Origin of the sequence: Congregibacter sp. (assembly GCF_965662665.1) — a bacterium.
Taxonomy (GTDB): Bacteria; Pseudomonadota; Gammaproteobacteria; order Pseudomonadales; family Halieaceae; genus Congregibacter.
The window spans coordinates 93,056-119,896 of the sequence record NZ_CBFIIF010000007.1; the positions used below are offsets into that span (position 1 = coordinate 93,056).

A 26,841-nucleotide genomic window follows, 5' to 3' on the forward strand; every position below is an offset into this window, starting at 1 on the left:
TGTCTATCCCCCCACCTTAGCTATAAAGAGATCCGAGACCGACGGCGTCCGCAGTTCGCCGAGCCCCGCAATCTCACCGGGACTCATGGACTCGAAGATGAACGCCTTGCCCCCCAGAATGTTTCGCTTGCCAATGTAAGGGAGCTGCTCTGCTCGGGCCGCGGCTTCGCCTAAGGCATGAACTTCCTGAAAACGGTCCTCAATATCCAGAAGTGACTCGTGAAGAATCAACTTACCGTGGTGCATAAACATAACGTGCGTCAGGATGTTCTGTATCTCTTCGACCTGATGGGTAGACACCAGAATAGTTCGCTCGCCATCGAAGTAGTCATTGATTAACTGCTCATAAAAACGCTTTCGAAACAGTATGTCCAAACCAAGGGTGGGCTCATCGAGAATTAGCAAACGGGCATCGATGGCCATGACGATCGCCAGGTGCAACTGCACGGTCATTCCCTTGGAAAGATCACCCACGCGACGATTTTGCTCAACATCCGTGGATGCGAGAAACGCCTCGGCCTGATCCCGGTTAAACCGCCGGTGCGTGCCGGTCACGTAGTCCAGTAATTCACACACGCGCATCCAGCGAGGCAACACCGCTGTATCTGCAATAAAACAGACGTCTTCCATCATGCGACCTCGATCGGCCATGGGCGAGAAACCCATGACCGACAGCTCACCCTCACAGGTCGTAAGGCCAAGCAGTGCTTTTAATAAGGTGGTTTTACCCGCGCCGTTGGGGCCAATTAAGCCGATGACATTTCCCGACGAAATTGACAAATCCACGCCATCCACCGCGCGAAGGTCACCGAAGCTACGCCGCAGGTCCTGCGCCTCAATGATGGTCTGCATTTACATTCCCCTGCATTGTCATAAGCTGTTCCATCACATCTTCCATAGTGAGCCCCAGCACCCGCACCCGGGCAACAAAGGCTGGTAGCTCGTCATCCAAAAACTTTTGCTGTTCGTCATCGGTGAGCGAATGTCTCGCTCCGGACGCCACAAACATGCCCAGACCCCGACGCTTCTCCAGCAAGCCCATCTCCACCAGTTCCTGGTAAGCCTTACCCACCGTCAAATGATTGATGCGGTAATCTGTGGCCACCTGCCGAACCGATGGAATAGCCTCCCCTTCGGGAAAACTACCATCCATCACGCGCTGAATAACCAGGTCGCGTAATTGGCGGTAAATAGGCTGTCCTTCTGTCCATTCCATAATTTATCCCGTCACGCGACCTAGTCGCGGCGACGAACTTCTCCGCTACCCAGCTCGACACGTTCAACTTCCGGTGACCCGCCGTAGACGACATCGCCACTACCCAGTATTGAAGCATTCAATTTCTCGCCGACCTCGCCAATGGACGCCGCGCCCGAGCCCACGATATTGGTCTCCGCGCGTCTGCTGTTCACTCCCGACATACGAATGTCGCCGGAACCCACGACATTTACCTCGATGGTGTCCACAAAGCCGTCCTCGGTCACTCGCAGATCACCTGAGCCGGTGACGATAAACTCTCCGGTTTCAGCCCTAACCGTCTCGACAAACAAATTGCCGCTGCCCGACACGACGGCTTCTAAATCTTTCACATCTATGCTCACCGCTCTGAAGTCACCGGAACCCTCGACGTCGATTTCAATTGAAGAACCTACGAGTTCAAAGGCATTAATCTCTCCGGATCCGTCTACGGACAGCTTCAGGGGAGCAATGCGCCGCGGCTCATCAAAAACAAAGGGTTTGATGTAAACCGTGCCAGACCCTTTGACCTGAAGTTCCTCAAGGTTTGGCATCACCACGCGAAAGCGCAGTCGATTCTTTTTGCCGCGGGAGTTTTTCCGCGCGCCAAGGACCAAGGTATCGCGCTTTACGTAGAACGGCTCCGAGTCCAGAAACTCTGCCGGGCCGCGTAACTGCAAGAGATACTCATCGCCCTGGTTGATTTCCACTTCGGCATCACCAAAAACCATAACCTCATCGAAATCCAGACCCTCCACACGGCGGGTTTCTTCTTCGGCCAACAGCTGGAGTGATACGGCCGACAAAGCAAGGACGCCGCTAAGGGCTGACATTGTGAGTAACTCACGCATCTTGAACCCCTTCCGCAGGATCCCTGCGGTCGTTACTGCGAGCTGCTTCGATAGCAAGGCCCGCAGGTACCAGGCAAAGAGCAGCGATGGCGCCGCCGCCCGCAGCACTCATTGATGCGCATGCGAGGAAGACTAATGCCGGCAGCAGCATGCGTCTTGACGTTGAGCCGGTCATTCCCTTGCGTAGGCTAATCATGATTCTGTTCCGTAGTTCCGTGGGTGTTATGGTGGACTATAACACCCAAATCCGCGTCTGCAAGGCACGAAAATATAGCAAAAAATGATCATTTTATTATTATATTTCAGTATCTTGCCTGATTTATATAGAAACTACTTTAGGTTTAAGCCCGAAAACGCTCCAGATTCTGTCGCATATTCACTGCAACTCGTCGTGCCAGTGTCAGAGCACGCTCGCTAGACGCTCCAAGGGGGTGTTTTTCGAGGGTATCTTCAAAGAGCGTCAGCCAACGCTGGTAGTGCTCAGGAGACAAGCGCTGCCGGTAGTCGACTTCACGATGACGCTGCATCATGTGCCGCTGATAATCGCTATGCCCAAGCAGCATCTTTCGCCAGTAGGCCTTGATCCTCGGCAGGTGCTCCACCAGATCGATCTTGGCTACGTCCAGAAACACCGGCGCAAGTAGAGAGTCTGCAAGTATCCTCTCGTAGAACGCATCCACGAACCGACCAATCTGCTCACTGGCCTCTGCATCGTTAGCTGGCATGACCTTATCGACGTTTTTTCTGTTGCTTGCTCTTTTTGGCTTGCTTGACGTGAGCCATCAAGCGCCGTTTTCGATTGATCTGACGGTTGGTCAGCTTGTTCCGCTGCCCGGCAAAGGGATTATCACTGCTACGAAACTCAATACGCAGGGGCGTACCGGTGAGCTCCAGGCTTCGGCTAAAGGTTTTTTCCAGGTACCGCTGATAGCTGTTGGGCACTTTATCGGTTTGATTACCGTGCACCACCACGCGCGGTGGATTGCGGCCTCCCGCATGCGCGTAGCGCAATTTTATGCGCCGACCGCTGACCAATGGGGGCGGATGATCTGCGACGGCATCCTCTAGAATCCGCGTAAGACGACTGGTCCCCATGGGCTGCATAGCGGCGGCGTAAGCCGCGTCAATAGAGCCAAACAGTGTGCCCACACCAGAGCCGTGTAAGGCTGAAATAAAGTGCGTGTCCGCAAAGTCCACGAACCTGAGCCGTCGATCCAACTCTGAGCGCACCATTTCTCTCTGATCCGGGTCCAGGCCATCCCACTTGTTCACCGCCAGAACCAATGCGCGACCCGCTTCCAGGCAATGTCCAAGAAGATGCAGGTCCTGATCCACAAGCCCTTCCTGACCATCCACCAGAAGCACAACCACATTGGCGTCGCTAATGGCGCTGAGGGTCTTAATAATGGAGAACTTCTCTACTGCCTCGCGTACATTCTTGCGGCGCCGCACGCCGGCAGTATCAATAAGGGTGTAAGGTCGCCCCTCGCGCAGAAAGTTAATGTAGACGCTGTCTCTTGTGGTTCCCGGCTGGTCATAGACCACGACGCGGTCCTCACCCAGAATGCGGTTAACCAGCGTGGACTTCCCAACGTTTGGACGTCCCACCACGGCAACCCGGGTACCTTCCTGCTCTTCTTCTGCAGTGTCGTCGACTTCTGGCAGCGGCACGGTCTCAAGTACCGACTCAATCATCTGGCGCACACCGCGACCGTGAGCGGCTGCTATAGCGTGCATCGATGCGATGCCGAGGGAATGGAACTCACTCACCGCCACATCGGGATCACGGCCATCAATCTTGTTAACCACAAGATGGAAGTCCCGACCTTGCTGGCGAAGATACTTCACCAGTTGCTCGTCCACGGGATTCAAGCCGTCTCGGGCATCCACAAGCAGTAGCACGATATCTGCTTCATCAATAGCGAGCAGTGATTGCTCGGCCATCACGGCATCGATCCCCTCCTCGTCACCGCTAACACCACCCGTGTCGATGACAATAAAGGCACGATCCTCGCTGCGCCCCTCACCATACTTACGGTCCCGCGTCAGACCGGATAAATTCGCCACCAGCGCATCGCGAGAGCGCGTAAGCTGATTGAACAGCGTCGACTTACCGACATTCGGGCGCCCTACCAATGCGATTGCCGGTAACACGCTGATCAGGATCTCGGTCTGATGTCGTAGGCGATGAGCTTTCCACCATTGGTGTAGACGTACAGCATGGTACCGTCAGCGAGCATATCGGCCCTGACCCCGTCCTTGCCCGGCCGAACCCGGGCCAAAAACTCGCCATCCACCTGAGACAGCAAGTGCAGATGGCCTTCAAAGTCTGCGACGGCCAAATAGCTACTTACGGGTATGGGTCGGGTTAAACCGCGCCACGCGAGTGCAGGCTGCTCCCAGCGAATCCCCTGTCCATTGCGTAAAAACGCCGTGACAGTGCCGCTTTCTTCGGTGATATAGACGTTGCCGAACCCCTGAGAAACGCCATAAAACGATGACACATTCCGCTGCCAGAGTTTGCGCCCTGTACGCGTATCCAGAGCGGCCATACGCCCCTGATAACTCGCGACGTACAACTCCGTACCGACCACCGCCATGGTGCCGTCGACGTCAACGATACGCTCGATCTCGGACCGGCCCTGGGGGATCGCCACACGAGCTTCCCAGCGCACAGAGCCATCGAGGGCATCAAAGGCCAACACTCGTCCCGTCGCAAAACCTGCATACACGACGCCACCGTCTAAAACCGGGGTACTGGTTCCCCGAATCGTCAGCACTGGCAAGTTGCTGTCATAGCGCCACATGCGCTCTCCGGTTTCATAATCAAAACCGTACAGCCTTCCATCGTAAGTTTGAACGACCACGACCCGTCCGTTGCTCTGCGGCGCAGCCAGCACCTCACCGCTAACTTCACTGGTCCACAAGGTCTCCCCCGTGTCTGCGTCAAGACGCATCACCAGGCCGTCGCTGCCGCCCAGAAACAAGCCATCCTCATAATGGCCGACACCACCGGACAGTCCCAATTTGAGCTTCTGCCGCCAGATCGTATTGCCACTGCTGCGCTCAATGGCGCGCACTTCGCCTTCGGCCGCTGCGACGTAGATGATTTCGCCATCGATCACCGGCTGGAGTTTATACAAACCATCGCCCTGACCATCGCCGACGCCCACGGACCACAATTTGCGGACATTCAGTTGCTGCTCTATATCCAGAAGCTCCGCAGGTTGCTGCGGATCTTCGTCATCGCCCATTTCAAAAAAGCCCGATATCGTTTCACAGCCAGCGAGGGTGGCGAGTAAAAACAGCAGAGCGATATTGCGCAGGAATCTCACCTCAGCTTGCCTCCGCTACCGCGGCCTGTAAGCGGGCACCGAGGTACTCCAATTTGTCTTGCAGGGTCTGTGGTACCGGGGCGCCCTCTTCAAGGGCTGCCAAAGCACTTTCATAGGCAACCAACGCATCCGCCTCCTTTCCTTGGCTCAAGAGTATGTCGCCTCTAGCGAGGGCATAGGACGCCACAAAGTCAGTAGTAGCTCCCTGCAGCATAGCGAGGGCCTCCTCCTGCTTGTCCTGGTCCGCCAATACGCGGGCGAGACGAAGCTGAGCAATCTGATAAACATCATCATTGACATCAGCCATAGCCAGCGTCCAGCGCAACTCCTGTTCTGCCAGCGATGGCAGTCCCTCATTCACCGCAAGTCTCGCCAGATGCAGGGCAGCAAACTGCGCGTAAACGGAACCTCGATGGCTATCCTTTAGCTCCGTGGCGATCTGCCGTCCAACAGTGGACGCTCCCTGCCCCTCCTCGATGGAGAGTGCCTGAAGCATTTGCTGGTATAGATTTGAGGCACTTTGCGCAGCCACTTCCTGACTCTTTTGCCAGGCTTGCCACCCAAAGCCCAAGCCCAGCGCGAGCACAACGCCGACCATGGTGCTGCGCCCGTTCTCTTTCCACCAACTCTTGAGCGCTTCAACCTGTTCTTCTTCTGTACGATAACTTTCCACGTGCTAATTCCTGCTTAATGCGATTGTTTTAAAAGTGATGCCACCGTCTCGGAAAGAGACGCTACCGGCAGACGCATCTGCTCCTGCCCATCACGTAAAGGTTTTACCGTTACTTCACCGGCTGCTGCTTCGTCCTCTCCCCACAAGAGCGCCAGCGCCGCACCACTGCGATCGGCTTTTTTCATCTGGCTGCGAAAACTGCCGCCACCTAACTGCTGAACAATACGCAAATGGGGTTGCGCATCTCGAAGGGTTTCTACGGCGGCTATGGCCGCCGTCTGAGCATCCTGGCCAGCTGCCACCACAAACAAATCGGGCACCTCAGCGTCTGGCAATTGCCCGCAGGCTTCGAGCATAAGCAACAGACGCTCCATACCCATGGCAAAGCCCACACCCGGCGTGGAACGCCCTCCAAGCTGCTCCACGAGCCCATCGTAGCGCCCGCCGGCGCATACCGTACCCTGCGCGCCCAGCTTATCGGTGACCCACTCGAACACCGTCTTGTTGTAGTAATCCAGCCCCCGGACCAAGCGAGGGTTGACCGTGTACGTAACCCCTGCCGTATCAAGATAGCTTTGCAGCATCGCAAAATGCTCTTTCGACTCCTCGTCCAGGTAGTCCTCCAGCGCCGGCGCATTATCAAGCAATGCCTGCGTATCAGGGTTCTTACTATCGAGTATGCGCAAGGGGTTAGTCTCCAGACGCCGCTGGCTATCTTCGTCGAGAGACTCTCGATGCTGCTGCAGATAGGCTACCAGTGCCTCTCGATAAGCGGCCCGGGCTGCGGAGCTACCGATACTGTTGATTTCCAGGTTCACCGCATCAGCAATACCAAAAACCCGCCATAAACGAGCAAGTAAGATAATCAGCTCCGCGTCCGCATCAGGCGTCGCATAACCAAAGATCTCGGCACCCATCTGGTGAAATTGCCGCTGACGCCCTTTCTGTGGGCGCTCGTAGCGAAACATGGGGCCGCTGTACCAAAGCCTGCAGGGGTTCGCGATCAGGTTGTTTTGAATCGCCGCGCGCACACAGCCCGCCGTACCCTCGGGACGCAGGCTGATGCTATCGCCATTGCGATCTTCAAAACTGTACATCTCTTTTTCGACGATATCGGTAACTTCGCCGATCGAACGACTGAACAATGCCGACGACTCAACAATAGGCAGGCGCACCTCGCCATAGCCGTAGCGCTCCAGGAGCTCAGCAACACGGCTTTCGAGAAACTGCCAATGGCTCGTGTCCGCTGGCAAAATATCGTTCATGCCGCGAATCGATCGCAGTGCATCCATGTGGGTATGTTGGTCCTGTCAGTAAAATTTGAGGGCTAGTCGCCGCGACCGCCCGTCACGATGCTGAGCGCACAATAAGCTTTGCATCAGCTTCGGCTCGCTCGTCGTCCAGTTTTGCCGCCCGCGCACGGATCACGCTTTCGAGGTGATCCACAAATTCCGAGTTGCTAACTTTGTGGTCAGGCTCGCCATCCACATAGATCAGGTTATTCGGCGTCGCCCCCGTTAAACCCACGTCTGCTTCCCGTGCCTCTCCGGGCCCGTTCACAATGCAGCCAATAACCGCCACATCCATGGGCGTGCGAATATCATCCAAACGCTGCTCAAGCTCGTTCATGGTCCCGATAACATCAAAGTTTTGTCGCGAGCAGCTGGGGCAGGCGACAAAATTAATACCATTACTACGCAGCTTGAGACTCTTGAGAATATCGAAGCCTACCTTGACCTCCTGCACCGGATCTGCCGCGAGGGAAATGCGAATCGTGTCACCAATACCCTCATACAAGAGCATGCCCAGACCAATGGAAGACTTTACGGTACCGCCGCGAAACCCACCGGCCTCGGTGATACCAAGGTGCAAAGGCTGATCGATTTCCTTAGCCAGCAAGCGGTATGCGTCTACCGCCATAAATATCTCCGAGGCCTTCACGCTGACTTTAAAGTCCGGATAGTCGTGCTTATCCAGAATGTCCACGTGATGCATTGCAGATTCGACAAGCGCCTCGGCGGTAGGTTCTCCGTACTTGCGCTGAAGCTCTTTCCCGATGGATCCGGCATTGACGCCAATGCGGATAGGTATTCCCTTGTCCCGGGCTGACGCGATTACTTCCCGAACCTTGTCATCCCGTCCAATATTGCCCGGATTAATACGCAGGCAATCGACGCCATACTCGGCCACTTTGAGCGCGATATTGTGGTCAAAGTGAATGTCGGCGACCAATGGCACGTTGGCCTGCTCGCGGATAGCCTTAAACGCTTCGGCGGCATCCATACTGGGTACGGAAACCCGCACGATATCAGCGCCGGCAGCCTCCAAAGCTGCGATTTGTCCTACGGTCGCCGCGACATCGCAGGTCTCAGTGTTGGTCATACTCTGCACGCTAATGGGTGCATCGCCACCGACAGGGACATTTCCCACGTGAATTTGCCGACTCTTTCGTCGCTTTATCGGTGAGTGCTTATTCATAACTGCTACTCTCCTGCTGTCCTGCTTTGAAACACGCTACCCGAGCACAATTGCGGTATCGCTTGGCCAATGCTGAGCTTTTTCTTAACAAACATGCCATCTAACCCCGCTCGTTTGCGTCGATAGATCGGCGATAGGCTTCGTAATCGGGAGATTCGGGATACAAATTACGCAGCGCCAGCGCATAGCTACTCTCTGCATCCGAGTCTCCGGTCATCCGTGCCAGTCTAATGCCCAACCACAGGCCTCGGGAACTCTGCTGCTGCACCAGATCCCGATACTTATCATAGTAGAGCGTTGCATTGCGGCTATCCTCAGCATCCACTCGCAGCTGCGCCACCTCCAGCAAAGCGGTCGTGTTTGCAGACTGCATCGCGAGGGTCCGTAAAAACGCTTCCTCGGCGCCTCGTTCATCAAAGAGCTTGAGTCTACACAGGCCAAGGTTCAAAAAAGCCTGAGGCCTGGCGCTATACAGGGTGTCTTTTACCACCTCCCGAAGCTGTGCTTCGGCCTCGCGGTAGCGCTCCTGGCCATAGAGAAACGCTGCATAGTTGTTTCTGGCACGAGAAAAAGTCGGATCAAAAGCGATTGCACGCTGAAAGCTATCTTCCGCTAGTTCGAATTCCCCGGTGCTCTGATATACCAGCGCAAATGCTTCGTAGACTTCGGGATTCTTGCTGTCGAGCTCCGCGGCTGCCTTTAAATTGCGCTTGGCATCTTCCCAGTTACCCTGACCAATGTATTGTCTCGCAAGCGACACGCGCGTTTCCATGGCCTTCTGCGGCGAAGGGGGCTCAGTAAAAACAGTCTCAGTCTCGGTCACGCACCCCGCAAGGGCGAGTACTACTATCAGCGGTAGAGCGCGAATCATGTACCTATCTCCAAAGCGGCTTCGGCGTTCTGACGATACCTGGCACTGCGCCGCGTTCTATCCACGACCTCACCGACAAGCTGTCCACAGGCTGCATCTATATCATCTCCGCGAGTGGTACGCACGGTCACCACAAAACCCGCATCCACCAGAACCTGCCAGAAGCGTGATACGGCATTGCCACTGGGACGCTCATAACCCGAATTTGGAAAGGGATTAAAGGGAATCAAATTGATCTTACAGGGGAAGTCAGCCAAAAGTATTGCCAGCTCCCGTGCATGATCCTGCTGGTCGTTGATACCCGCCATCAACGTGTATTCGATGGTAACAACACGCTTTTTGTCTTTCTGGGCGTCGATGTAACGACGCGCGCTGTCAAGCAGCTGGGCAATGGGATAACGGCGGTTCACAGGCACCAGTTGACTGCGAAGCTCGTCATTGGGAGCGTGTAAGGACACCGCCAGACTCGCTTCACTTACTTCGGCAAGCTTGTCCAAGGCCGGCACTACACCCGAGGTGCTCAGTGTGACGCGACGTTTCGATATGCCATAACCCAGATCGTCCATCATGAGATTCATGGCCGTAACAACATTCTCAAAATTGAGAAGGGGCTCGCCCATTCCCATCATGACAACGTTGGTCACCACGCGACCGTTCCCCGACTGAAACGCATCGTAGGACTTAATCGCCAACCAGACCTGACCGATAATTTCCGCGGCACTCAGGTCTCGCTGAAAACCCTGCTTGCCCGTCGAACAAAAACTACAGTCGAGGCTACATCCCACCTGCGAAGAGACGCATAGCGTCGCGCGATTGCCATCGGGTATCAGCACGGTCTCTACGAGACCACCGCCATCCACGTTGACTAACCACTTGCGAGTGCCGTCACTGGAGTCATGCTGCGACTCCACCGCAGGGGGGCGCACCTCGGCGATGTCCGCCAGGCGCTCGCGCAGAGCTTTACCCAGATTACTCATTGCCGAGAAGTCGCACTCACCTTGATGATGCATCCACTTCATGAGTTGCTGGGCGCGAAAACGCCTCTCACCCATCTCGAGGAAGAACTCCTCAAGCTGCGTGCGGCTCATGCCAAGCAGATTGATACGCTTGGCGGGCTCGCTGCTGGCAATGAGTTGGGTCACAGAGCCCTAGTCGCGATCACAAACTTCGCTGGAGGCGAAGAAATAGGCAATTTCCCGAGCTGCTGACGTCGTGGAGTCAGAACCGTGTACCGCATTGGCATCGATGGAAGACGCGAAGTCCGCTCGAATAGTGCCCGCAGCGGCTTCCTGCGGGTTAGTCGCACCCATGAGATCGCGGTTAGCGGTGACCGCATTCTCACCTTCGAGCACCTGGACAACGACAGGACCCGAGGTCATAAACTCGATAAGCGCCGGAAAGAAAGGACGCTCGGAGTGCTCTGCATAAAAACCGCCGGCAACCACATCGCTAAGACGCATCATTTTAGATGCGACAATGCGTAGCCCTGCGGCTTCAAAGCGTGCGTAAATCTCGCCAATGTGATTTTTTGCCACTGCATCGGGCTTGATAATTGAAAGGGTGCGTTCCACCGCCATGTGCGTTCTCCAGAACTCAATGTAAAACCAATAGATACCGCCACAGGATGGATATACCCGTGGCGAAAAAGTGCGCGGAATTATACGGACTTTGCGACGCTATAGCACCCTACTTGAGAGCACTTAAGTGGCTGAGTATTCGAGCAAAAATACTCAGGCGGCTTCCCGCCGCAGTCGCGGCACCACCTCATGGAGACGCTCGCTAAACAGGCGCACGTCGTTTTGATCACTAAAGCGGCCAAGACTCACCCGAAGAGAGCTGTGCGCGAGGGCGTCGGACAAACCTAAAGCCCGCAACACATAAGAGGGTTCGAGACTCGCCGAAGTACAGGCCGACCCGGTGGACAATGCGAATTCGGGCAGTGACAGCAGAAGGGCTTCCCCCTCCACGTCACTGACGCTGATATTGAGAGCGCCGGGGAGACGCTGACTGTGATGGCCGTTCATACGAAGTCCATCAATGTCCGACAAAGACGACCACAACTCCTCGCGCAACGCACTGAGTCGCTGCATTTCTGAGGGCAACGCTTCCTGAGCAATGGCTGCAGCACAGCCCATGCCGACGATCTGGTGCGTGGGCAGGGTCCCTGCTCGCAAGCCGCGCTCGTGCCCGCCCCCGTGCATTTGTGCAGTCACTGGCACTTTTGGACTCCTGCGCTGATAAAGGGCGCCAATCCCCTTGGGACCATAGAACTTATGTGCCGACATGGAGAGCAGGTCGATATCCAGCGCTTTGACGTCCAAAGGGATTTTGCCCACGCTCTGCGCTGCGTCGACATGGATGGGCACGCCGGCATTGCGGCAAACCGCGGCGATGGCTGCAATGTCGTTCACCGTGCCAATCTCGTTATTAGCATGCATTACGCTGACCAGGCAGCTATTAGCTCGCAGCGCTTCCTGCACGGCCGACGCTTGAATCAAACCCTGCTGATCGGGGGGCAGATAGGTCACCGCAACGCCTTGGGTCTCAAGATAGTGGCAACTATCCAGGACAGCCTTGTGCTCTATGGCCGAGGTCACAATGTGCGGTGAATCATTGCCCGCCTCCCGAGCTGCCTCCACCACACCTTTGATCGCCAGGTTGTCGGACTCCGTCGCGCCCGAGGTCCAGGCGATTTCCCGAAGATCGGCGTTAAGCAGTGCCGCAACTTGTTGCCGTGCCGCCTCTACCGCCATCTCGGCTTCCCAGCCAAAGCGGTGAGACCGCGACGCCGGATTCCCGAAGGTGCCCTCCAAGGTCAAACAGCTGGCCATGGCTTCGGCGACCGCAGGATCCACGGGCGTTGTGGAAAGATAGTCAAAGTACACGGGTGTTGGCATCAGGAGTCGCTCCTGCCTTGCTGGCTCCAATCGACGGGCTCACTGCGCTTTTGGGTTTCTGTGAGTATGCCGCGCAGAATATTCAGCTCCATCTCGTCCATGCCCAGCCGGTTGTAGAGGCGTCTCAACCGCGGCATGAGCTTTCGAGGCGCTGCTGGATTCAGAAACCCGATCTGGCTCAGGGTTTCCTCTAAATGCACATAGAAGCGCTCAATATTCTCCTGCGTCGCCAGGGGTTCATCCCACTGAGCATTGCTAGCATCAGGCAAACTGTCTCCTGCCACCAGCATATGCAGCTCGTAGCAGACAATTTGCACCGCCATAGCCAGATTTAGCGAGTTGTAAGCGTCACTGGTCGGTATGGCCAGGTGTAGATTGCAACGCATGAGTTCTTCATTGGAAAGACCGTTGTCCTCGCGCCCAAAGAGTATTGCTACATTTCCACGCTGTGAGTTCGCAGACACATCAAGCGCTGCCCGGCGGGGATCGAGAACCGGCCATGGGAGGCGCTGATCCCGGGCACAGGTACCTACAACAAACCCACAATCCGCGATGGCCTCATCAAGGCTGTCAACGACCGTCGCGGCTTCCAAAACATCATTAGCCCATACGGCTCGCCAGGTCGCCTGCTCGTCAGGAAACTTTTCCGGCGCGACGAGCACGAGCTTCCCGAGCCCCATAGTCTTCATGGCGCGGGCAACGGCGCCAATGTTGCCGGGGTGACTGGGTTCGACGAGCACGATCCGAATATGGTCGGGATTCATGAGTTATTTTGAGGCCAAATACGAAAGCGCGTATTGTAGCAAAGCAGTGCGGCCCCAGACCCGCTCCTCTGGTATACTCGCGCGCCTTTTTTATCTCCATCTACAGGTCTTTGTTTCATGGAACCGATGACTAACATCGCACTCCGCGCCGCGCGAAAAGCCGGTGAACTCATCGTGCGCGCCTCCGATGATCTCGAACGTATCGGCGTGCGCAAAAAAAGCGCCAATGACTTTGTCTCCGATGTCGACGAGATGGCGGAGCAGGAAATTGTTCGTCAACTGCAGCGGGCCTATCCCGACCACGCCTTTTTGGGTGAAGAGTCCGGCCGCAGCGGTCCTGAGGACGCTGAGTATCTTTGGATCATCGACCCCCTTGATGGAACCACCAACTTTATTCGCGGCATCCCCCACTACGCGGTGTCCATTGGCTGCATCCATCAGGGACGACTGGAGCACGCTGTGGTTCTGGACCCGGTGCGCAGGGAAGAATTTACCGCTTCCAGAGGCCGCGGCGCGCAGCTAAACGGCCACCGCATTCGCGTGAGCAAACTTGCCTCTCTCGATGGCGCCCTGCTGGGCACCGGAATTCCGTTTAAGGGACATCACGACGATCACCTTCCCGCCTATGCTCAAGGCCTTGCGAACCTCGCCGGGCAGTGCGCCGGTATTCGTCGAGGCGGGGCTGCATCCCTGGATCTGGCCTATGTGGCTGCAGGTCGACTGGATGCTTTTTGGGAAAAAGGATTGTCGACCTGGGACATGGCCGCTGGGGCACTGCTCGTGCGCGAAGCGGGAGGCCTGGTTTCAGACTTTGACGGCGCGGAGAACTTCCTGGACAACGGCGACATCGTCTGCGGAAACCCCAAGTGCTTCAAGGCCGTACTTAAGGCGACCCAAACGCTACGCGCGTAAACATCGCCTTTACGGACTGCCCCTGGAGCCTGGCCCCTAGGGCATCAGATCATCCTGCTCGGCACCTTCGCGAACAGGAATCATCAGGTCTTCTTTACTCACACCCATACTCAGCAGCACATTTGAGGCTACATAGATGGATGAGTAGGTTCCGATCATCACGCCTACCAGCAAGGCCACGGCAAAACCGAAGATCATTTCTCCGCCGAACAAGGCCAATGCCAGCAACACCAGCAAAGTCGTCAGGGACGTTACCAGAGTCCGCCCCAGGGTCTCGCTCAAGGAGATATTAACCACTTCAAGGGGCTCGGCTCGACGCAATTTGCGGAAGTTCTCACGGATACGGTCTGACACAACGATGGTGTCGTTCAGTGAGTAACCGATCACCGCCAGCAAAGCCGCCAGTACCGTGAGATCAAACTCCAAACCGATTATCGAGAAAAAGCCCAGAGTGACAATCACGTCGTGAATCAACGCGACCACTGCGCCCACGGCAAATTTAAACTGGAAGCGAAAGGCGATATAAAGCATCACTAAACCCAGAGCCAGAAGCATTGCCAGCCCGCCCTGCTCCCGTAACTCATCGCCTACCTGAGGGCCGACAAACTCGATGCGGCGCAGCTCTACGTTGACGCCCGAGGAAGCCTGCAAGGTTTGCAGCATTTCTGTGCCCTGAGCATCAGAGTAGCCGTCGGGAAGACGAATCAGCACATCTTTATCCGTACCGAAACTCACGACAATGGCTCCCGCGTAACCCGCATCAGCCAGCGTGGTGCGAATCTCATTGAGGTCTGCTGAATCCTCGTAGTGAACCTCTACCAGAGTACCGCCGGTGAAATCGAGACCCCAGTTAAGCTGTTTTACCGCTAGGGAACCAAGGGCTGTGAGTATGAGTAATACGGAAAACGCCGCAGCGATCCGTCGTTTACCCATGAAATCAATCACCTTCATGCGGCATCTCCCATCTTAGGTATTCTGCCAATGGCCAGGGTGCTCACGCGTCGGCCTCCGTAAATCAAATTCACCAGAGAGCGCGTACCCATGATCGCAGTAAACATTGAGGTAATGATGCCCACCGACAGCGTCACGGCGAAGCCTTTCACCGGGCCCGTGCCTACGGCATAAAGAATAATAGCCACGATGAGCGTTGTAATATTGGCGTCAAGAATCGTCGCTACTGCCCGCTCAAAACCCGAATGGATAGCCATCTGAGGTGATAGACCGTTGCCCAGTTCTTCGCGAATCCTCGAGAAAATAAGCACGTTGGCGTCCACCGCCATACCCACCGTGAGCACAATACCGGCAATACCAGGCAGCGTCAGGGTTGCTCCAAGCAATGACATGATCGCCACCAGTAATACCAGGTTAGCCGTCAATGCCGTTACGGCGCAGAGGCCGAACACGCGGTAATACAGGACCATAAAGAGCACAACAAGGGCGAGACCGTACTGCACAGATTTGACGCCCAGACGAATATTCTCCGCACCCAGAGAAGGCCCAACGGTACGCTCCTCAACGAAGGTGATCGGTGCCGCCAAGGCCCCCGCGCGAAGCATCAGGGCCAGCTCCGAAGACTCCAGAGGGTTGTCGAGACCCGTGATCTGAAACTGCGCACCCAAGGCGCTCTGAATCACGGGCGCGGTAAGGAGCTTCCTCTCGTCGTAGGGAACCTTAACCGCGACTTCCTCGCCGTTCTCATCCGTTTCGTAGCGAGTTCGGTACTTACGCTCGATGAACAAGACGCCCATTCGACGCTTGATGTTACTGCGGGTCGCGCGGGACATCAGCGTGCCGCCCTCGCTATCGAGGCTAATCTGCACGTTGGGACGGCCGTTTTGATCAAAGCTCGCCTGGGCATTGGACACCCGCTCGCCGGTAATAATGACATCCCGCTCGAGGTACTCCGTCGCCCCCTGACGATCTGCGCTTCGGTACTCAAAGCGCTGCCGCTCGCCGGCGGGTGCGTCGGCATTGGCCACGAGGCGAAACTCGAGGTTCGCCACCTTACCCAAAATCCGCTTGGCTTCTGCGGTGTCCTGAATACCCGGCAACTCCACCACGATTCGATTTCTGCCCTGACGCTGCACCAACGGCTCTGACACCCCAAGTTCATTCACGCGATTGCGCAAGGTGGTCAGGTTCTGGCTGACGGAATAGTCGGTAATCTCATCGACGGTCACGTCAGTCATTCGGGCGTAGATCAGGAATTCATCGTCTTCATCGACGCGATCGAGGAGCAGCTCCGGAAAGGCATCAGAAATGAGGCTGCGCGCCTGCTCGCGAAGGTCCTCACTGCGAAAACGACCAACCACGGCGCGATCACCATCAAGGCCGACAAAGCCGCGCACACGCTCTTCACGAAGCGAGCGCTTGGTCGCATTGAGGTAGTACTCCATGCGCCGCTCGACCGCGGCTACGGTGTCGACTTCCAGTTTAAAGTGCACACCACCCGAAAGATCGAGTCCGAGCTTCATCGGCTGTCCGCCAAGCCCCGTCAGCCAATCAGGGGTCGTTTCCGCAAGATTAAGGGCAATGATGTAGCCGTCGCCCAATGCTCGGGAGACTACCGCCTGGGCTCGCAACTGTGCCTCTTGCTCTTCGAGCCGAATCAACGCACTGCGCCCGCTGGGCTCCAGCACCTCACCAAAGTGCGTGATACTGGCCTCATCGAGGGCATCAGTAGCGCGCTTGAGCAGTCGCTCATCGATGAGCGTACCGCTGCTTTCTCCAGCAATCTGCAATGCCGGGTCAGGTGCATAAAGGTTAGGCGAGGCATAGAGTGCTCCGCCAAGCACAACGATCAAAACGATCAGGTATTTCCAAATTGGGTAACGATTGAGCATGCCATGGTCTGCAGTAATGCGGGGGCAGCAACAAACGAACACCGTTTGAGCCAAGGCCACCGCGTAAAGGGGGCGCATTATAGACGCTGGTCGCTAGGTCTCAAGGGCCGCTGCGCGCGGGCGACACAGAATTGCTGACACTTAAAGCCCCGGTTTTTTAGGCAAGCGCCTAACCAAGATGCTTGCGCGCGTTTTCAAACAAGCGAAGCCACGGAGAGTCATCGGTCATGGAATCGGGCGCCCAAGAGAATTGACGCCGACGAATCACCCGCTCTGGATGGGGCATCATGATAGTTACCCTGCCGCTTTCACTGCAGACGCCGGTGATTCCGCCGGGGGATCCATTGGGATTCGCCGGGTACCGCTGCGCGATCTCGCCGTTGTTTTCGATGTAACGTAAACCTACCAGCTGTGCTGTTTCACAGCGTTCCTGAGTCGAGGCATCGGCAAACACTGCACGGCCCTCGCCATGAGCGACAGCAATGGGTAGGCGAGAGCCTGCCATACCCTGTAGAAACACCGACGGAGAATCACCGATCTCAACCATAGCGAGACGCGCCTCGAATTGCTCTGAACGATTACGTCGGAACCAGGGCCAGTGCTCACTCCCCGGTATCAAATCCCGAAGCACAGATAACATCTGACAACCGTTACAAACCCCAAGGGCAAAACTGTCAGGCTGGGCAAAAAACTCGCTAAAGCTATTTCGCAGCCCGGAATTGAACAAAATTGATTTTGCCCAGCCCTCGCCCGCGCCCAGGACATCGCCGAAGGAAAAACCGCCGCAAGCTACCAGACCATTGAACGTGTCCAGACTGACGTCACCGGCAATGAGGTCACTCATCGTGACATCCACCGCGGTAAATCCGGCGCGATCAAAAGCCGCGGCCATCTCCACCTGCCCATTCACGCCTTGCTCCCGAAGTACCGCCACCCGAGGTCTGGCTCCGGCATTAATCATGGGTGCGACAGCGTCTCCCTGCCCCTCGAAGCTTTGGTGTACGGACAGACCTGGATCCGGCGCGCTGATACGCGCCCGCTCTTCATCGGCGCATTCGGGGTTATCCCTGAGCCGCTGAAGCTCATAACTGCACTGACTCCAGCGCTCCTGCAAAGCACCGCGCATGGTGTCTACGAGCAAGCTGTCTCCCGCCCAAATACGGACCTGCTCATGGGCTCGTGCGTGACCAACAGCTTGCAGGCAGTCGCCGATTCCCAGGGCGTCAGCACGCCCGGCCCAGTCCGCAAGCTGTGACTTGGGGATTTGCACGACGGCGCCGGCCTCTTCACTAAACAGTGCCGCTAAAGCATCAACACCACCCGGTAGCGTAACTTCGAGGCCGCAACGCCCTGCAAAGGCCATTTCCAAGAGGGTCACCCCCAGGCCACCGTCGGAACGGTCGTGATAGGCAATCACGTCACCTCGCGCTTTACCCCACTGAAGCAAATCAAAGAACGCCAGAAGATCCTGCGGACTATCGAGATCGGCAGGCTGTGAGCCCAGCTCCCCGTAAACTTGTGCCAGCGACGAGGCACCCAGACGGTTCTTGCCCCGCCCCAAATCAACGAGGACAAGAACGAGTTCGGCATCAGTTTGCAGCATGGGAGTTAGCGTTTCGGCGGTGTCGCCCACCGGTGCAAACGCAGAGACGACCAATGACCTGGGTGCTGTGACGGCCCGAGGTTCCCCGTCCTGATCCCAGCGCGTTTGCATGGACATGGAGTCTTTGCCCACGGGAATCGCAATACCCAACGCGGGACACAGCTCCTCGCCGATCGCGTGAACAGCATCAAAAAGCGCCGCTCCCTCACCGGGGGTATCCGCTGCACACATCCAGTTGGCCGACAGTCGGATATCACTCATCTGCGCCACAGGCGCTGCACAGATGTTAGTGATCGCCTCGGTCACGGCCATTCTGGCCGACGCAGGGCCGCTTAAAAGGGCAACCGGCGTGCGCTCCCCCATGGCCATGGCTTCACCCATGTTGGCGTCATAGCTCGTCAATGACACTGCGCAATCAGCCACAGGGACCTGCCAGGGTCCGACCATTTGATCGCGGGCGACAAGCCCGGTTACGGTTCGATCTCCAATGGTGATCAAAAAACTTTTGCTGGCAACAGTCGGCAGGCCCAGTACACGATGCAATGCTTCATCCACGGCGGGCGTCTGGGTAAATGGACTGGAGTGATCAGGGAGCCTGCGGTCCTCGCGATGCATCTTCGGTGGTTTGCCAAACAACACCGACATGGGCATATCGACGGGCGTATCGTCAAAGGTACTGTCTTCTACGGCTATTTGTTTGGCCTCTGTGGCCTCACCCACCACGGCAACCGGACAGCGTTCACGCTCACAAATCGCCATAAACTGCGGCAGCTGCTCAGACGTGACGGCCAACACATAGCGTTCCTGGCTTTCGTTGCACCAAATTTCCAGCGGCGACATGCCGGGATCATCGCAAGGCACATCCCGCAGGGAGAACAAACCGCCGCAGCCGCCATCTTTAACCAGTTCGGGCAAAGCGTTGGACAGGCCTCCAGCACCCACATCATGAATAAACGCGATAGGATTTTTGTCGCCAAGCTGCCAGCAGCGATCAATGACCTCCTGACATCGACGCTCCATTTCTGGGTTTTGGCGCTGCACCGAAGCAAAGTCGAGGGACTCCTGACCGTCGGCGCTGGCCATACTGGAAGCTGCCCCGCCACCAAGACCAATGAGCATTGCTGGACCGCCAAGCACCAATAACGCGGCGCCAGGCTCAAACTCGGGTTTATCAACGTGTTCCGCAGAAATATTGCCAAAGCCCCCGGCAATCATGATGGGTTTGTGGTAACCCCGCACCGCATAATCTCCACCGCTCGACCCATCACTCTGGGGAACTCGCTGCTCGTAACTGCGAAAGTAACCACAGATATTGGGGCGTCCAAACTCATTGTTAAACGCCGCGCCGCCAATGGGCGCTTCGAGCATAATATCCAGCGCCGACGCGATACGTCCCGGTTTACCGTTATCCAGTTCCCACGGTTCCTGCAGGGAAGGAATGCGCAAGTTAGAAACGCTAAAGCCCGTGAGACCTGCTTTGGGCTTGGATCCCCGCCCCACCGCGCCTTCATCACGAATTTCACCACCCACCCCCGTGCCCGCACCGGGAAAGGGCGCAATAGCCGTCGGGTGATTATGCGTCTCGACCTTCATCAATAAATGTACGGGCTGAGGCTGCGCCGCATACTCTCGATTGGGCCCCACAGGCGCAAATCGGCTGGCCTCATGCCCCGCGACTACCGCCGCGTTGTCCGAATAGGCTGACAAAACGCCCTCGGGAGAGTGAGTATGAGTATTGCGAATCATTGCAAACAGGCTCTTTGCCTGATCATCGCCATCAATGGTCCAGCTCGCATTAAAAATCTTGTGTCGACAGTGCTCGGAGTTGGCTTGGGCAAACATCATCAACTCTACGTCCCGGGGATTGCGCTCCAGACTGCGAAAGCTCTCGCACAGGTATTCAATCTCATCCGCCGCGAGCGCCAGACCCAGTCGGCTATTGGCGGCCTCGAGTGCAGAGCGTCCCTGACCAAGAATATCTACAGAGGTACTTTCTGTGGGGGACAGATGCGTAAACAAGGCCTGCAGACCGGCAAGGCTCTCCGAAGTCGCTTCGACCATGCGGTCATGAAGCTCTGAAGCCAAGTCCCGCCAGTCGGATGATCCGGGATCCACGCCCGCTAGTTCATAGGCACAGATGCGTTCGATCCGTCGGATGTTATGAAAGCCACAACCACGAGCAATGTCAGTCGCCTTGCTCGACCAGGGAGAGATCGTGCCCGGCCGCGGCATTACAAACAGCCAGGTGCCTGCGTCTAAATTCGCTCGCTGACAAAAGTCCTGAGTGGCAGCCTGAGCCAGCAGCGCCTCCAGGCGGGACCGCTCGTCGCCCACCAGGGGCTCGCCATCGACAAGATGCACATAACCACTGCGAAGCAGTGCCACATCAGGCCATCGATCTCGTAAACGTTGCTCCAACGCTTGTTGTCTAAAAGGTGACAAAGCCGAAGCGCCGGGGATAACAAGCATCAGGGGTGAATCTCTCGGTTAGCAAAAGGGGCGGTAAGGTGGCGAATTGTACCGCTACGGCCAGACGGCGTTAAGCCAAAAGCAAGTCTTTCGGCAGCTTTTAAGTCGGTTAGAATCACAAGATGACTCGCGCTTCCAATCTGCTTCTTGCCCTGACGCTCTTGTCCGCTTTGCTGCTGGGATCCTGCGGCAACAATGGTGAGACGACACAGGCGATTCAGGAGCGTGGCGAGCTGCGTCTCATTACACGCAACAGCCCCACCACCTACTACCTGGGACGCTCCGGGCCCCGCGGTTTTGAATACGACCTTACTGTGCTTTTGGCTGAAGAGCTGGGCGTCGAACTGGTGGTAACGCAGGCTTTCACTCTTGATGAGATTTTTGAGGCGCTGGAGCGTGGAGAAGCTGACATTGCAGCCGCAGGCCTAACCTTCACAGAAACCCGCAACACAGAATTTGCTGCGTCGAGAAGCTACGCAAAACAAACACCGCAAGTCATTTACAAAGTGGGCCGGAAGAAGCCCCGTAAACCAGCGGATCTTAAAGGCCTCTCCCTGGCAACCATAGCTGATAGCAGCCACGAAGAAGTGCTTCAGACATTGCGAGATCAGGGCTTGGATTGGCTTGAGTGGGACAGCGTGATCGCCAGCGATACGGGTGAAATCCTTGCGCGTGTCGACGAGGACCGCAGCGATCTGGCGGTCGTTGATTCCCGAGACTTTTTTATTCAGCAAAACCTTGTGCCGCGACTGGAGGTGGCTTTTGATCTGGCGGAAGCAAAAGACATTGTTTGGTATCTCCACCCCTCGGCTCGAGATACGCCATTACTCGAGATGATCAACGAATTTCTGGAGCGTCGGCAGGCCGATGACAGCATTGCGCAAATTCAGTCCCGGTACTTTGATCGAGACGACGATATCTCCCGCGTGGACTCCCAGAACTTCGTGGGCAAAGTGCGCAGAGACCTGAGCGACTACCAACAACTCATTGAAATCGTAGCTCGGGAGCAGGATATTCCCTGGGAACTCCTCGCCGCCATTAGCTATCAGGAGTCGCACTGGGACCCGCAGGCCACATCCCGCACCGGCGTGCGCGGGATGATGATGCTTACCCTGGCCACCGCAGAAGAGATGGATGTAGATGACCGAACAGATCCTGCGGAAAGTCTCCGCGGCGGAGCGCGCTACTTTAAAAAGCTCCGCGGCCGACTCCCTGATGACATTCTGGAACCCGACCGTAGCTGGCTGGCGCTCGCGGCATACAATATCGGTATGGGTCATCTGGAAGATGCGCGGGTGCTGACCCAGCGCCGCGGCGGCGATCCGCATCTTTGGGAGGACATCATGGACACTCTTCCGCTGTTAGAAAAACCCCAGCAATACCGTACCTTGCGCTACGGATATGCCCGCGGCCTCGAAGCGGTGCGCTACGTACAGAACATTCGTCACTACTACAACATCCTGCGCTGGCAAACGGCGCGGGCAGAACGACCGGAGCCTCCCAGGGACTCAGAGACCCTGGTGCCCGACACCCTGCGAAGCCTCAAGCTTCGCGCTCTCTGAATTGTCAGTGCTGCACTGAGCGTCATCCCGGGGGTACCGCAGCTTTAACCCCGCCTTTGGCTCCTGTTTTTGGCTCCTGCTTTTAGCGGCGATCGCGAAAAAAACCACGCAGCAGCGCCGCACTTGCAGGCGCATTTTCCTCATCTTCAATCCAGGCCACGCGGTGATTAAATGCAGACTCGTCGAGCAGCTTCCGTGCACTAACCACAGCACCTGCTCTGGGCTCGCGGGCCGCAAACACCAGCGTACCTATCCGCGCATGTACCAGCGCGCCGCAGCACATGCTGCAGGGCTCCAGGGTTACGTATAGCGTTGCTCCTGGCATCCGATAATTCTCGAGCGCTGCAGCCGCTGCTCTCACAGCGTTAACTTCCGCATGCGCCGTAGGATCCATTGAGCTTATCTGCGCGTTGTAGCCCTCTCCCACAATGAGATCATTATGGACAACAACCGCACCCACGGGCACCTCGCCCTGACGAGCAGCCTCCGCGGCAAGCTCCAGGGCTCTGAGCATAAATTGATGGTCCGAGCTCATCAGCTGCCGTAACTCGCAAAAGCCAGCTTCATGACCGCTCCGTCAAGCCAAAGCGCCGTTCAAACGCATAGAAGACAAAGCCAATAACCAGCAGTATCGATACCGCCAGCCAGGATTCGGCCTTTGACTGCATCAGCAACCAAAAACAAATCACTAAACCCATACACGGGATTAAATATCCGCCCTTCAGCCTATACGCACTCTGGCGTACCGATTCGCTGGCATTGCGACGAATCGAAGGCAAGGAGGCGATGCAAATGATGTAACTCAGCAGCCGCGCAACCGAACTGGCTACAGCAAGTTTTACAAAAGATCCTGACAGTGCGAGCCCGAGAGCGAGGACACCCATTACCATAATGCAGCGATCCGGTGTGGCATATCGCGGATGTACGTGAGCAAACCAAACGGGCAACTGTCTGTTTTCGGCCAAAGAGTAACCGAGTCGCGGTGCTGCCAGCATAGACCCTGCTAGATTACCCCCAATGGAAAACACCGCCGCAAAGGTGATCACAAAGGCGCCGGTAGTTCCAGCCAGAGACCGACCCACATCCACCAGAGTGGCATTGGCATAATCCGCCGGCTCAATCACCGACACAAAAACCAGCACAATGAGGAAATACAAAATGCCGATGGTCAACACTGTGGCGACTAGCACCTTAGGCAAGGTCCGCCGAGGCTGGGAGGTCTCGCCCGCTGTCACTCCGACAGTCTCAAAACCCACAAAGGCATAAATCATCAGCAGCGTTGTACTACCCAAATCCTCAACGAGAAGGCTCGCAGAGGGCAAGAGCGTGCTCCCGGATACATGCTGAAAACCCAGTAATACCAGTATCACCAGAGGCGCCGCCTTTAAGAGCGTAAACACACCCATGGCTCGCACGCCGTCACGCACCCCAAGAACATTCGCCCAGGTCAAGCCAATAATCACAGTTGCTATGATCACCATTCGCGGCAACTCGCCCGCCAGTACATCAAACAAGGAACCGAGATAAGACGCCATAACCGTAGCGTTAGCCGCAAAGGCGGTGGTACGGGAAAGAAACAACAGCCAGCCAGTGCCAAACCCCGCCAGCGGGCCAAACGCCTCTGTTGCATAGAGTACCGGCCCACCGGTTTCCTCGTAATAGCTGGCAAGCTCCGCGAATACCAATACAACGCTGAGAAACAACGCCCCCACCACAAGGAACAGCCACGGGCTCAGCAAGCCCGCATTCACCGCAACCTTACCGGGGAGCGCGAATATGCCGGCACCGATGAGTCCGTTAAGAACTAGAAATGCGGCACCGAAAGAACCGATGTCGCGGCGCAGGCGATTTTCTGGATGAATAGACATCGGATGATGGTAGCAGATGCCCCACTGGGCGATGAATACACACTCCGGCCAAAACCGAGGGAACCGCATCGCGATATTGCGTCATAATGCGGCAAATACTAAATTTTACGTGCCCATGCGAACCACACATATAGATGACTTTCATTACTGCTGCGCCGAGGTGTTCTGCGCGCTGTACTCGGCCTTCCCCCTGCCCTACCTGCTGCTGGTGGAAGACACCACGGGGCCAATCAAGTGGGACATGACCGGACTACCAGATCGGCGCTCCCAGGCCTGTTTCGAAACGTTTATCTGGCTGGCTGAGCATGACTTGCTCAGATTTCGCAGTTTAGAGCCCAGAAACACAGGCATTGAGGGTGCGGCGCTCACGCAAAAAGCCTTTGTTCTCCTCACGAGCCAGGTCACCTGGACCTCGGGAGAGGTGATGAGCCGCATAGAGGCGCTACTCGAGGCCCGACGAAATCGCGCCTACGCAGATCTTGAGCTTCTTATCACCGATGTCTTCCGCGCCAATTGCCAATGGTCAGCACCAGTAACAAGCAAGCCGCTGCCGAAGTCCGAGCCTCTGTCGTCTGTGGACAGCGAAATCTAGCGCTCCCCAGAATCGTCGCTCCTGTCAAAGTAGTGCCGCGTTCCGTTGGCCAGCGCCACGAGGGAAAGCATGACGGGCACCTCTACCAAAACGCCGACTACCGTCGCCAGGGCGGCGCCCGAATTTAAACCAAAGAGACTGATAGCCACGGCGACCGCGAGTTCAAAGAAATTGGATGTTCCAATGAGTGCAGCCGGTGCCGCCGTGGCAAAGGGCACACGCCACAGGTAAGCCCACGCGTAGGCCACAGCGAAAATGCCGTAACTTTGGATAAGTAACGGTACCGCGATGAGCGCAATAACCAGTGGTCTGTCGAGAATAGTTTGCGCTTGAAACCCGAAGAGCAGCACCACGGTCGCCAAAAGTCCAAGTACAGAAAAAGGTTTGATCTTGCTGGTGAACTGGCTAATGCGATCATCATTCGCTGAGCCATCGAGTGCTTTCCGAGTCACATAGCCGGCGGCCAGCGGAATAATCACGTACAGCACCACGGACAGGAGCAAAGTCTCCCAGGGCACCACAATGTCTGTAATCCCGAGCAGAAAGGCAGCAATCGGCGCGAAGGCAAACACCATAATGATGTCATTTATGGAAACCTGTACGAGCGTGTAATTCGCATCACCGCGCACGAGCTGGCTCCATACAAAAACCATCGCGGTACAGGGTGCTACCCCCAGCAAAATCATTCCCGCGATGTATTCCTTTGCGGTCTGCGGATCAACCCATCCCGCAAAGACAACTTCGAAGAAAAACACCCCAAGCGCCGCCATAGTAAAAGGCTTGATCAACCAGTTAACCACCAGCGTGATGCATAAACCCTTGGGCTTTTTCCCCACATCCTTAAGCGATGCGAAATCGACACTGACCATCATCGGGTAGATCATCACCCAGATAAAAACAGCGATGACAAAATTAACGTTTGCATACTCCAGCGCCGCGATGAGCTGAAAAACATCTGGCGCCATTACACCCAGAGCAACGCCTGCGGCAATGCATAAGCCGACCCACAGGGACAAGTAACGCTCAAATAAACCCATTCCCGAAGCAGTGTCCCCGCTCAAAATAGTTCCGCCTGAATACGGCTTCTCAGCAGGTTAAATACCTCATCGAAGGCCCCCTGCACCTCTGCGTCACTCCCCGCAGCTTTGGCTGGATCCGGAATACTCCAATGCTTGCGTTCAAAGTTTCCAAGGAATGCGGGGCAGGTTTCGTTTGCCGCTTGATCACAGACCGTAAGGATAAGATCAAAACAATCGCTGGCAAACTCGTCCCAGGACTTGCTGCGCGGATCGACCACGGGTACATCATGGCGTTTTAGGGTCTCAATAGACGTAGGATGCACGTAGCCTGCGGGGAAACTGCCGGCACTCACTGCTTCGTAGCGACCTTCACCGAGATGATTAATCAAGGCTTCGGCCATGATCGAACGACAGGAGTTACCGGTGCAAAGAACTAGAACTTTTTTCATTGATCATGTCGCCTTAGAAACAATCCTTAAAATCGCGCAATTCAATAAAATCACCTACCACTAGGCTCCTTATTATGACGGATGTTTGTGAAGGCGACGTTACAGCTTTCCTAAACGCTGAGGTGCTATTGAGGATCGTTACTTCGGGAAAGCCATCGACAGTGGAATAGGCCGGGTGCGACTGCAATGATCCAAATGCCATAGCAAGGGCGCGCTGCTCAGCTGCGGCTACTTCCTGATCACGAACACGATCATCATCCGGATATGCAGGCACGGGTCATCGCCGTTAACGGCGTCGAGCGTCCCTACACCGACGTTCTTAAGTGGGCGGGGCTTACGCTGAATGCCTATCTTCCCGCCACCGCGGTCCCCCTCGGTACGACCGCCGACGGACTGCCCGTGGGCATGCAGATCGCCTGTC

The 26,841-nt window shown here is 56.2% G+C and carries 25 protein-coding genes; 3 read left to right on the top strand and 22 right to left on the bottom strand.

Translation table 11 applies throughout. The annotated features are described in order from the left end of the window. Positions 1-3: 3 nt before the first annotated feature. From ACTG39_RS04900 to ACTG39_RS04970, 15 genes are all read right to left on the bottom strand, one after another. Entirely contained in the window at positions 4-852 is an 849-nt protein-coding gene (locus ACTG39_RS04900; RefSeq protein ID WP_439106417.1) for an ABC transporter ATP-binding protein, read from the bottom strand. After that, positions 836-1,216 carry a GntR family transcriptional regulator gene (locus ACTG39_RS04905; RefSeq protein ID WP_439106418.1) on the bottom strand — a complete coding sequence of 127 codons (381 nt, stop codon included), beginning with the start codon at positions 1,214-1,216 and terminating at the stop codon, positions 836-838. The genes ACTG39_RS04900 and ACTG39_RS04905 overlap by 17 nt, the downstream gene beginning before the upstream one ends. 20 nt (positions 1,217-1,236) lie before the next feature. Continuing rightward, positions 1,237-2,067 (bottom strand): GIN domain-containing protein, encoded by an 831-nt coding sequence (locus ACTG39_RS04910; protein ID WP_439106419.1) that lies wholly within the window; start codon positions 2,065-2,067, stop codon positions 1,237-1,239. Between the two features lie 10 nt (positions 2,068-2,077). Beyond that, positions 2,078-2,281 (bottom strand): hypothetical protein, encoded by a 204-nt coding sequence (locus tag ACTG39_RS04915; RefSeq protein WP_439106420.1) that lies wholly within the window; start codon positions 2,279-2,281, stop codon positions 2,078-2,080. 145 nt (positions 2,282-2,426) lie between these two features. Further along, entirely contained in the window at positions 2,427-2,810 is a 384-nt protein-coding gene (locus tag ACTG39_RS04920; RefSeq protein WP_439106421.1) for a group III truncated hemoglobin, read from the bottom strand. Between the two features lie 4 nt (positions 2,811-2,814). Further along, a complete protein-coding gene (gene der / locus ACTG39_RS04925) occupies positions 2,815-4,239 on the bottom strand; it encodes a ribosome biogenesis GTPase Der (protein ID WP_439106422.1) in 1,425 nt (474 codons plus the stop codon). Between the two features lie 5 nt (positions 4,240-4,244). Then, positions 4,245-5,420: an outer membrane protein assembly factor BamB gene (gene bamB / locus ACTG39_RS04930; protein WP_439106423.1), complete on the bottom strand. Its 1,176-nt coding sequence runs from the start codon at positions 5,418-5,420 to the stop codon at positions 4,245-4,247. A 1-nt stretch (position 5,421) separates the two neighbouring features. Further along, positions 5,422-6,093, bottom strand: coding sequence for a YfgM family protein (locus tag ACTG39_RS04935; RefSeq protein WP_439106424.1), 672 nt, complete (start codon positions 6,091-6,093; stop codon positions 5,422-5,424). A 14-nt stretch (positions 6,094-6,107) separates the two neighbouring features. Continuing rightward, positions 6,108-7,385, bottom strand: coding sequence for a histidine--tRNA ligase (gene hisS / locus ACTG39_RS04940; protein ID WP_439106425.1), 1,278 nt, complete (start codon positions 7,383-7,385; stop codon positions 6,108-6,110). Between the two features lie 55 nt (positions 7,386-7,440). Next, on the bottom strand, positions 7,441-8,571 hold the full coding sequence (gene ispG / locus ACTG39_RS04945) for a flavodoxin-dependent (E)-4-hydroxy-3-methylbut-2-enyl-diphosphate synthase (protein ID WP_439106426.1): 1,131 nt from the start codon (positions 8,569-8,571) through the stop codon (positions 7,441-7,443). 100 nt (positions 8,572-8,671) lie between these two features. Next, positions 8,672-9,442, bottom strand: coding sequence for a type IV pilus biogenesis/stability protein PilW (gene pilW / locus ACTG39_RS04950; protein WP_439106427.1), 771 nt, complete (start codon positions 9,440-9,442; stop codon positions 8,672-8,674). Continuing rightward, a complete protein-coding gene (gene rlmN / locus ACTG39_RS04955) occupies positions 9,439-10,584 on the bottom strand; it encodes a 23S rRNA (adenine(2503)-C(2))-methyltransferase RlmN (RefSeq protein ID WP_439106428.1) in 1,146 nt (381 codons plus the stop codon). The genes pilW and rlmN overlap by 4 nt, the downstream gene beginning before the upstream one ends. Positions 10,585-10,590: 6 nt before the next feature. After that, positions 10,591-11,019, bottom strand: a complete 429-nt coding sequence (ndk, locus tag ACTG39_RS04960) for a nucleoside-diphosphate kinase (protein ID WP_439106429.1) — start codon at positions 11,017-11,019, stop codon at positions 10,591-10,593. 153 nt (positions 11,020-11,172) lie between these two features. Further along, positions 11,173-12,339 (bottom strand): IscS subfamily cysteine desulfurase, encoded by a 1,167-nt coding sequence (locus ACTG39_RS04965; RefSeq protein WP_439106430.1) that lies wholly within the window; start codon positions 12,337-12,339, stop codon positions 11,173-11,175. Continuing rightward, positions 12,339-13,103 carry an RNA methyltransferase gene (locus ACTG39_RS04970; protein ID WP_439106431.1) on the bottom strand — a complete coding sequence of 255 codons (765 nt, stop codon included), beginning with the start codon at positions 13,101-13,103 and terminating at the stop codon, positions 12,339-12,341. The genes ACTG39_RS04965 and ACTG39_RS04970 overlap by 1 nt, the downstream gene beginning before the upstream one ends. A gap of 117 nt (positions 13,104-13,220) precedes the next feature. On the opposite strand from ACTG39_RS04970, the gene ACTG39_RS04975 reads away from it, so the two are divergent. Then, the gene (locus ACTG39_RS04975) at positions 13,221-14,015 is read left to right on the top strand and encodes an inositol monophosphatase family protein (protein ID WP_439106432.1); all 795 of its coding nucleotides are present in this window, start codon (positions 13,221-13,223) and stop codon (positions 14,013-14,015) included. 36 nt (positions 14,016-14,051) lie between these two features. Here ACTG39_RS04975 and secF read toward each other — a convergent pair whose 3' ends face one another. The 3 genes from secF to purL all read right to left on the bottom strand — a co-directional run bounded on the left by secF (position 14,052) and on the right by purL (position 20,930). After that, positions 14,052-14,966: a protein translocase subunit SecF gene (secF, locus tag ACTG39_RS04980; protein ID WP_439106433.1), complete on the bottom strand. Its 915-nt coding sequence runs from the start codon at positions 14,964-14,966 to the stop codon at positions 14,052-14,054. Then, a complete protein-coding gene (gene secD, locus ACTG39_RS04985) occupies positions 14,963-16,858 on the bottom strand; it encodes a protein translocase subunit SecD (protein ID WP_439106443.1) in 1,896 nt (631 codons plus the stop codon). The genes secF and secD overlap by 4 nt, the downstream gene beginning before the upstream one ends. A gap of 169 nt (positions 16,859-17,027) precedes the next feature. Continuing rightward, positions 17,028-20,930, bottom strand: a complete 3,903-nt coding sequence (purL, locus tag ACTG39_RS04990; RefSeq protein ID WP_439106434.1) for a phosphoribosylformylglycinamidine synthase — start codon at positions 20,928-20,930, stop codon at positions 17,028-17,030. A gap of 122 nt (positions 20,931-21,052) precedes the next feature. On the opposite strand from purL, the gene mltF reads away from it, so the two are divergent. Beyond that, positions 21,053-22,492 carry a membrane-bound lytic murein transglycosylase MltF gene (gene mltF, locus ACTG39_RS04995; RefSeq protein WP_439106435.1) on the top strand — a complete coding sequence of 480 codons (1,440 nt, stop codon included), beginning with the start codon at positions 21,053-21,055 and terminating at the stop codon, positions 22,490-22,492. An 82-nt stretch (positions 22,493-22,574) separates the two neighbouring features. On the opposite strand, the gene tadA is transcribed toward mltF, so the two are convergent. Further along, on the bottom strand, positions 22,575-23,027 hold the full coding sequence (tadA, locus tag ACTG39_RS05000) for a tRNA adenosine(34) deaminase TadA (protein WP_439106436.1): 453 nt from the start codon (positions 23,025-23,027) through the stop codon (positions 22,575-22,577). Positions 23,028-23,055: 28 nt separating this feature from the next. Continuing rightward, a complete protein-coding gene (locus tag ACTG39_RS05005; RefSeq protein ID WP_439106437.1) occupies positions 23,056-24,360 on the bottom strand; it encodes an APC family permease in 1,305 nt (434 codons plus the stop codon). Positions 24,361-24,475: 115 nt separating this feature from the next. Between ACTG39_RS05005 and ACTG39_RS05010 the strand changes: the two genes are divergently transcribed. Further along, positions 24,476-24,952, top strand: a complete 477-nt coding sequence (locus ACTG39_RS05010) for a hypothetical protein (protein WP_439106438.1) — start codon at positions 24,476-24,478, stop codon at positions 24,950-24,952. Here ACTG39_RS05010 and arsB read toward each other — a convergent pair. Together arsB and ACTG39_RS05020 are read right to left on the bottom strand one after the other, a co-directional pair. Next, positions 24,949-25,989, bottom strand: a complete 1,041-nt coding sequence (gene arsB / locus ACTG39_RS05015; RefSeq protein WP_439106444.1) for an ACR3 family arsenite efflux transporter — start codon at positions 25,987-25,989, stop codon at positions 24,949-24,951. The two genes, ACTG39_RS05010 and arsB, sit on opposite strands and share 4 nt — an antisense overlap. Positions 25,990-26,009: 20 nt before the next feature. Continuing rightward, on the bottom strand, positions 26,010-26,420 hold the full coding sequence (locus ACTG39_RS05020) for an arsenate reductase ArsC (protein WP_439106439.1): 411 nt from the start codon (positions 26,418-26,420) through the stop codon (positions 26,010-26,012). Between the last annotated feature and the right edge of the window lie 421 nt (positions 26,421-26,841).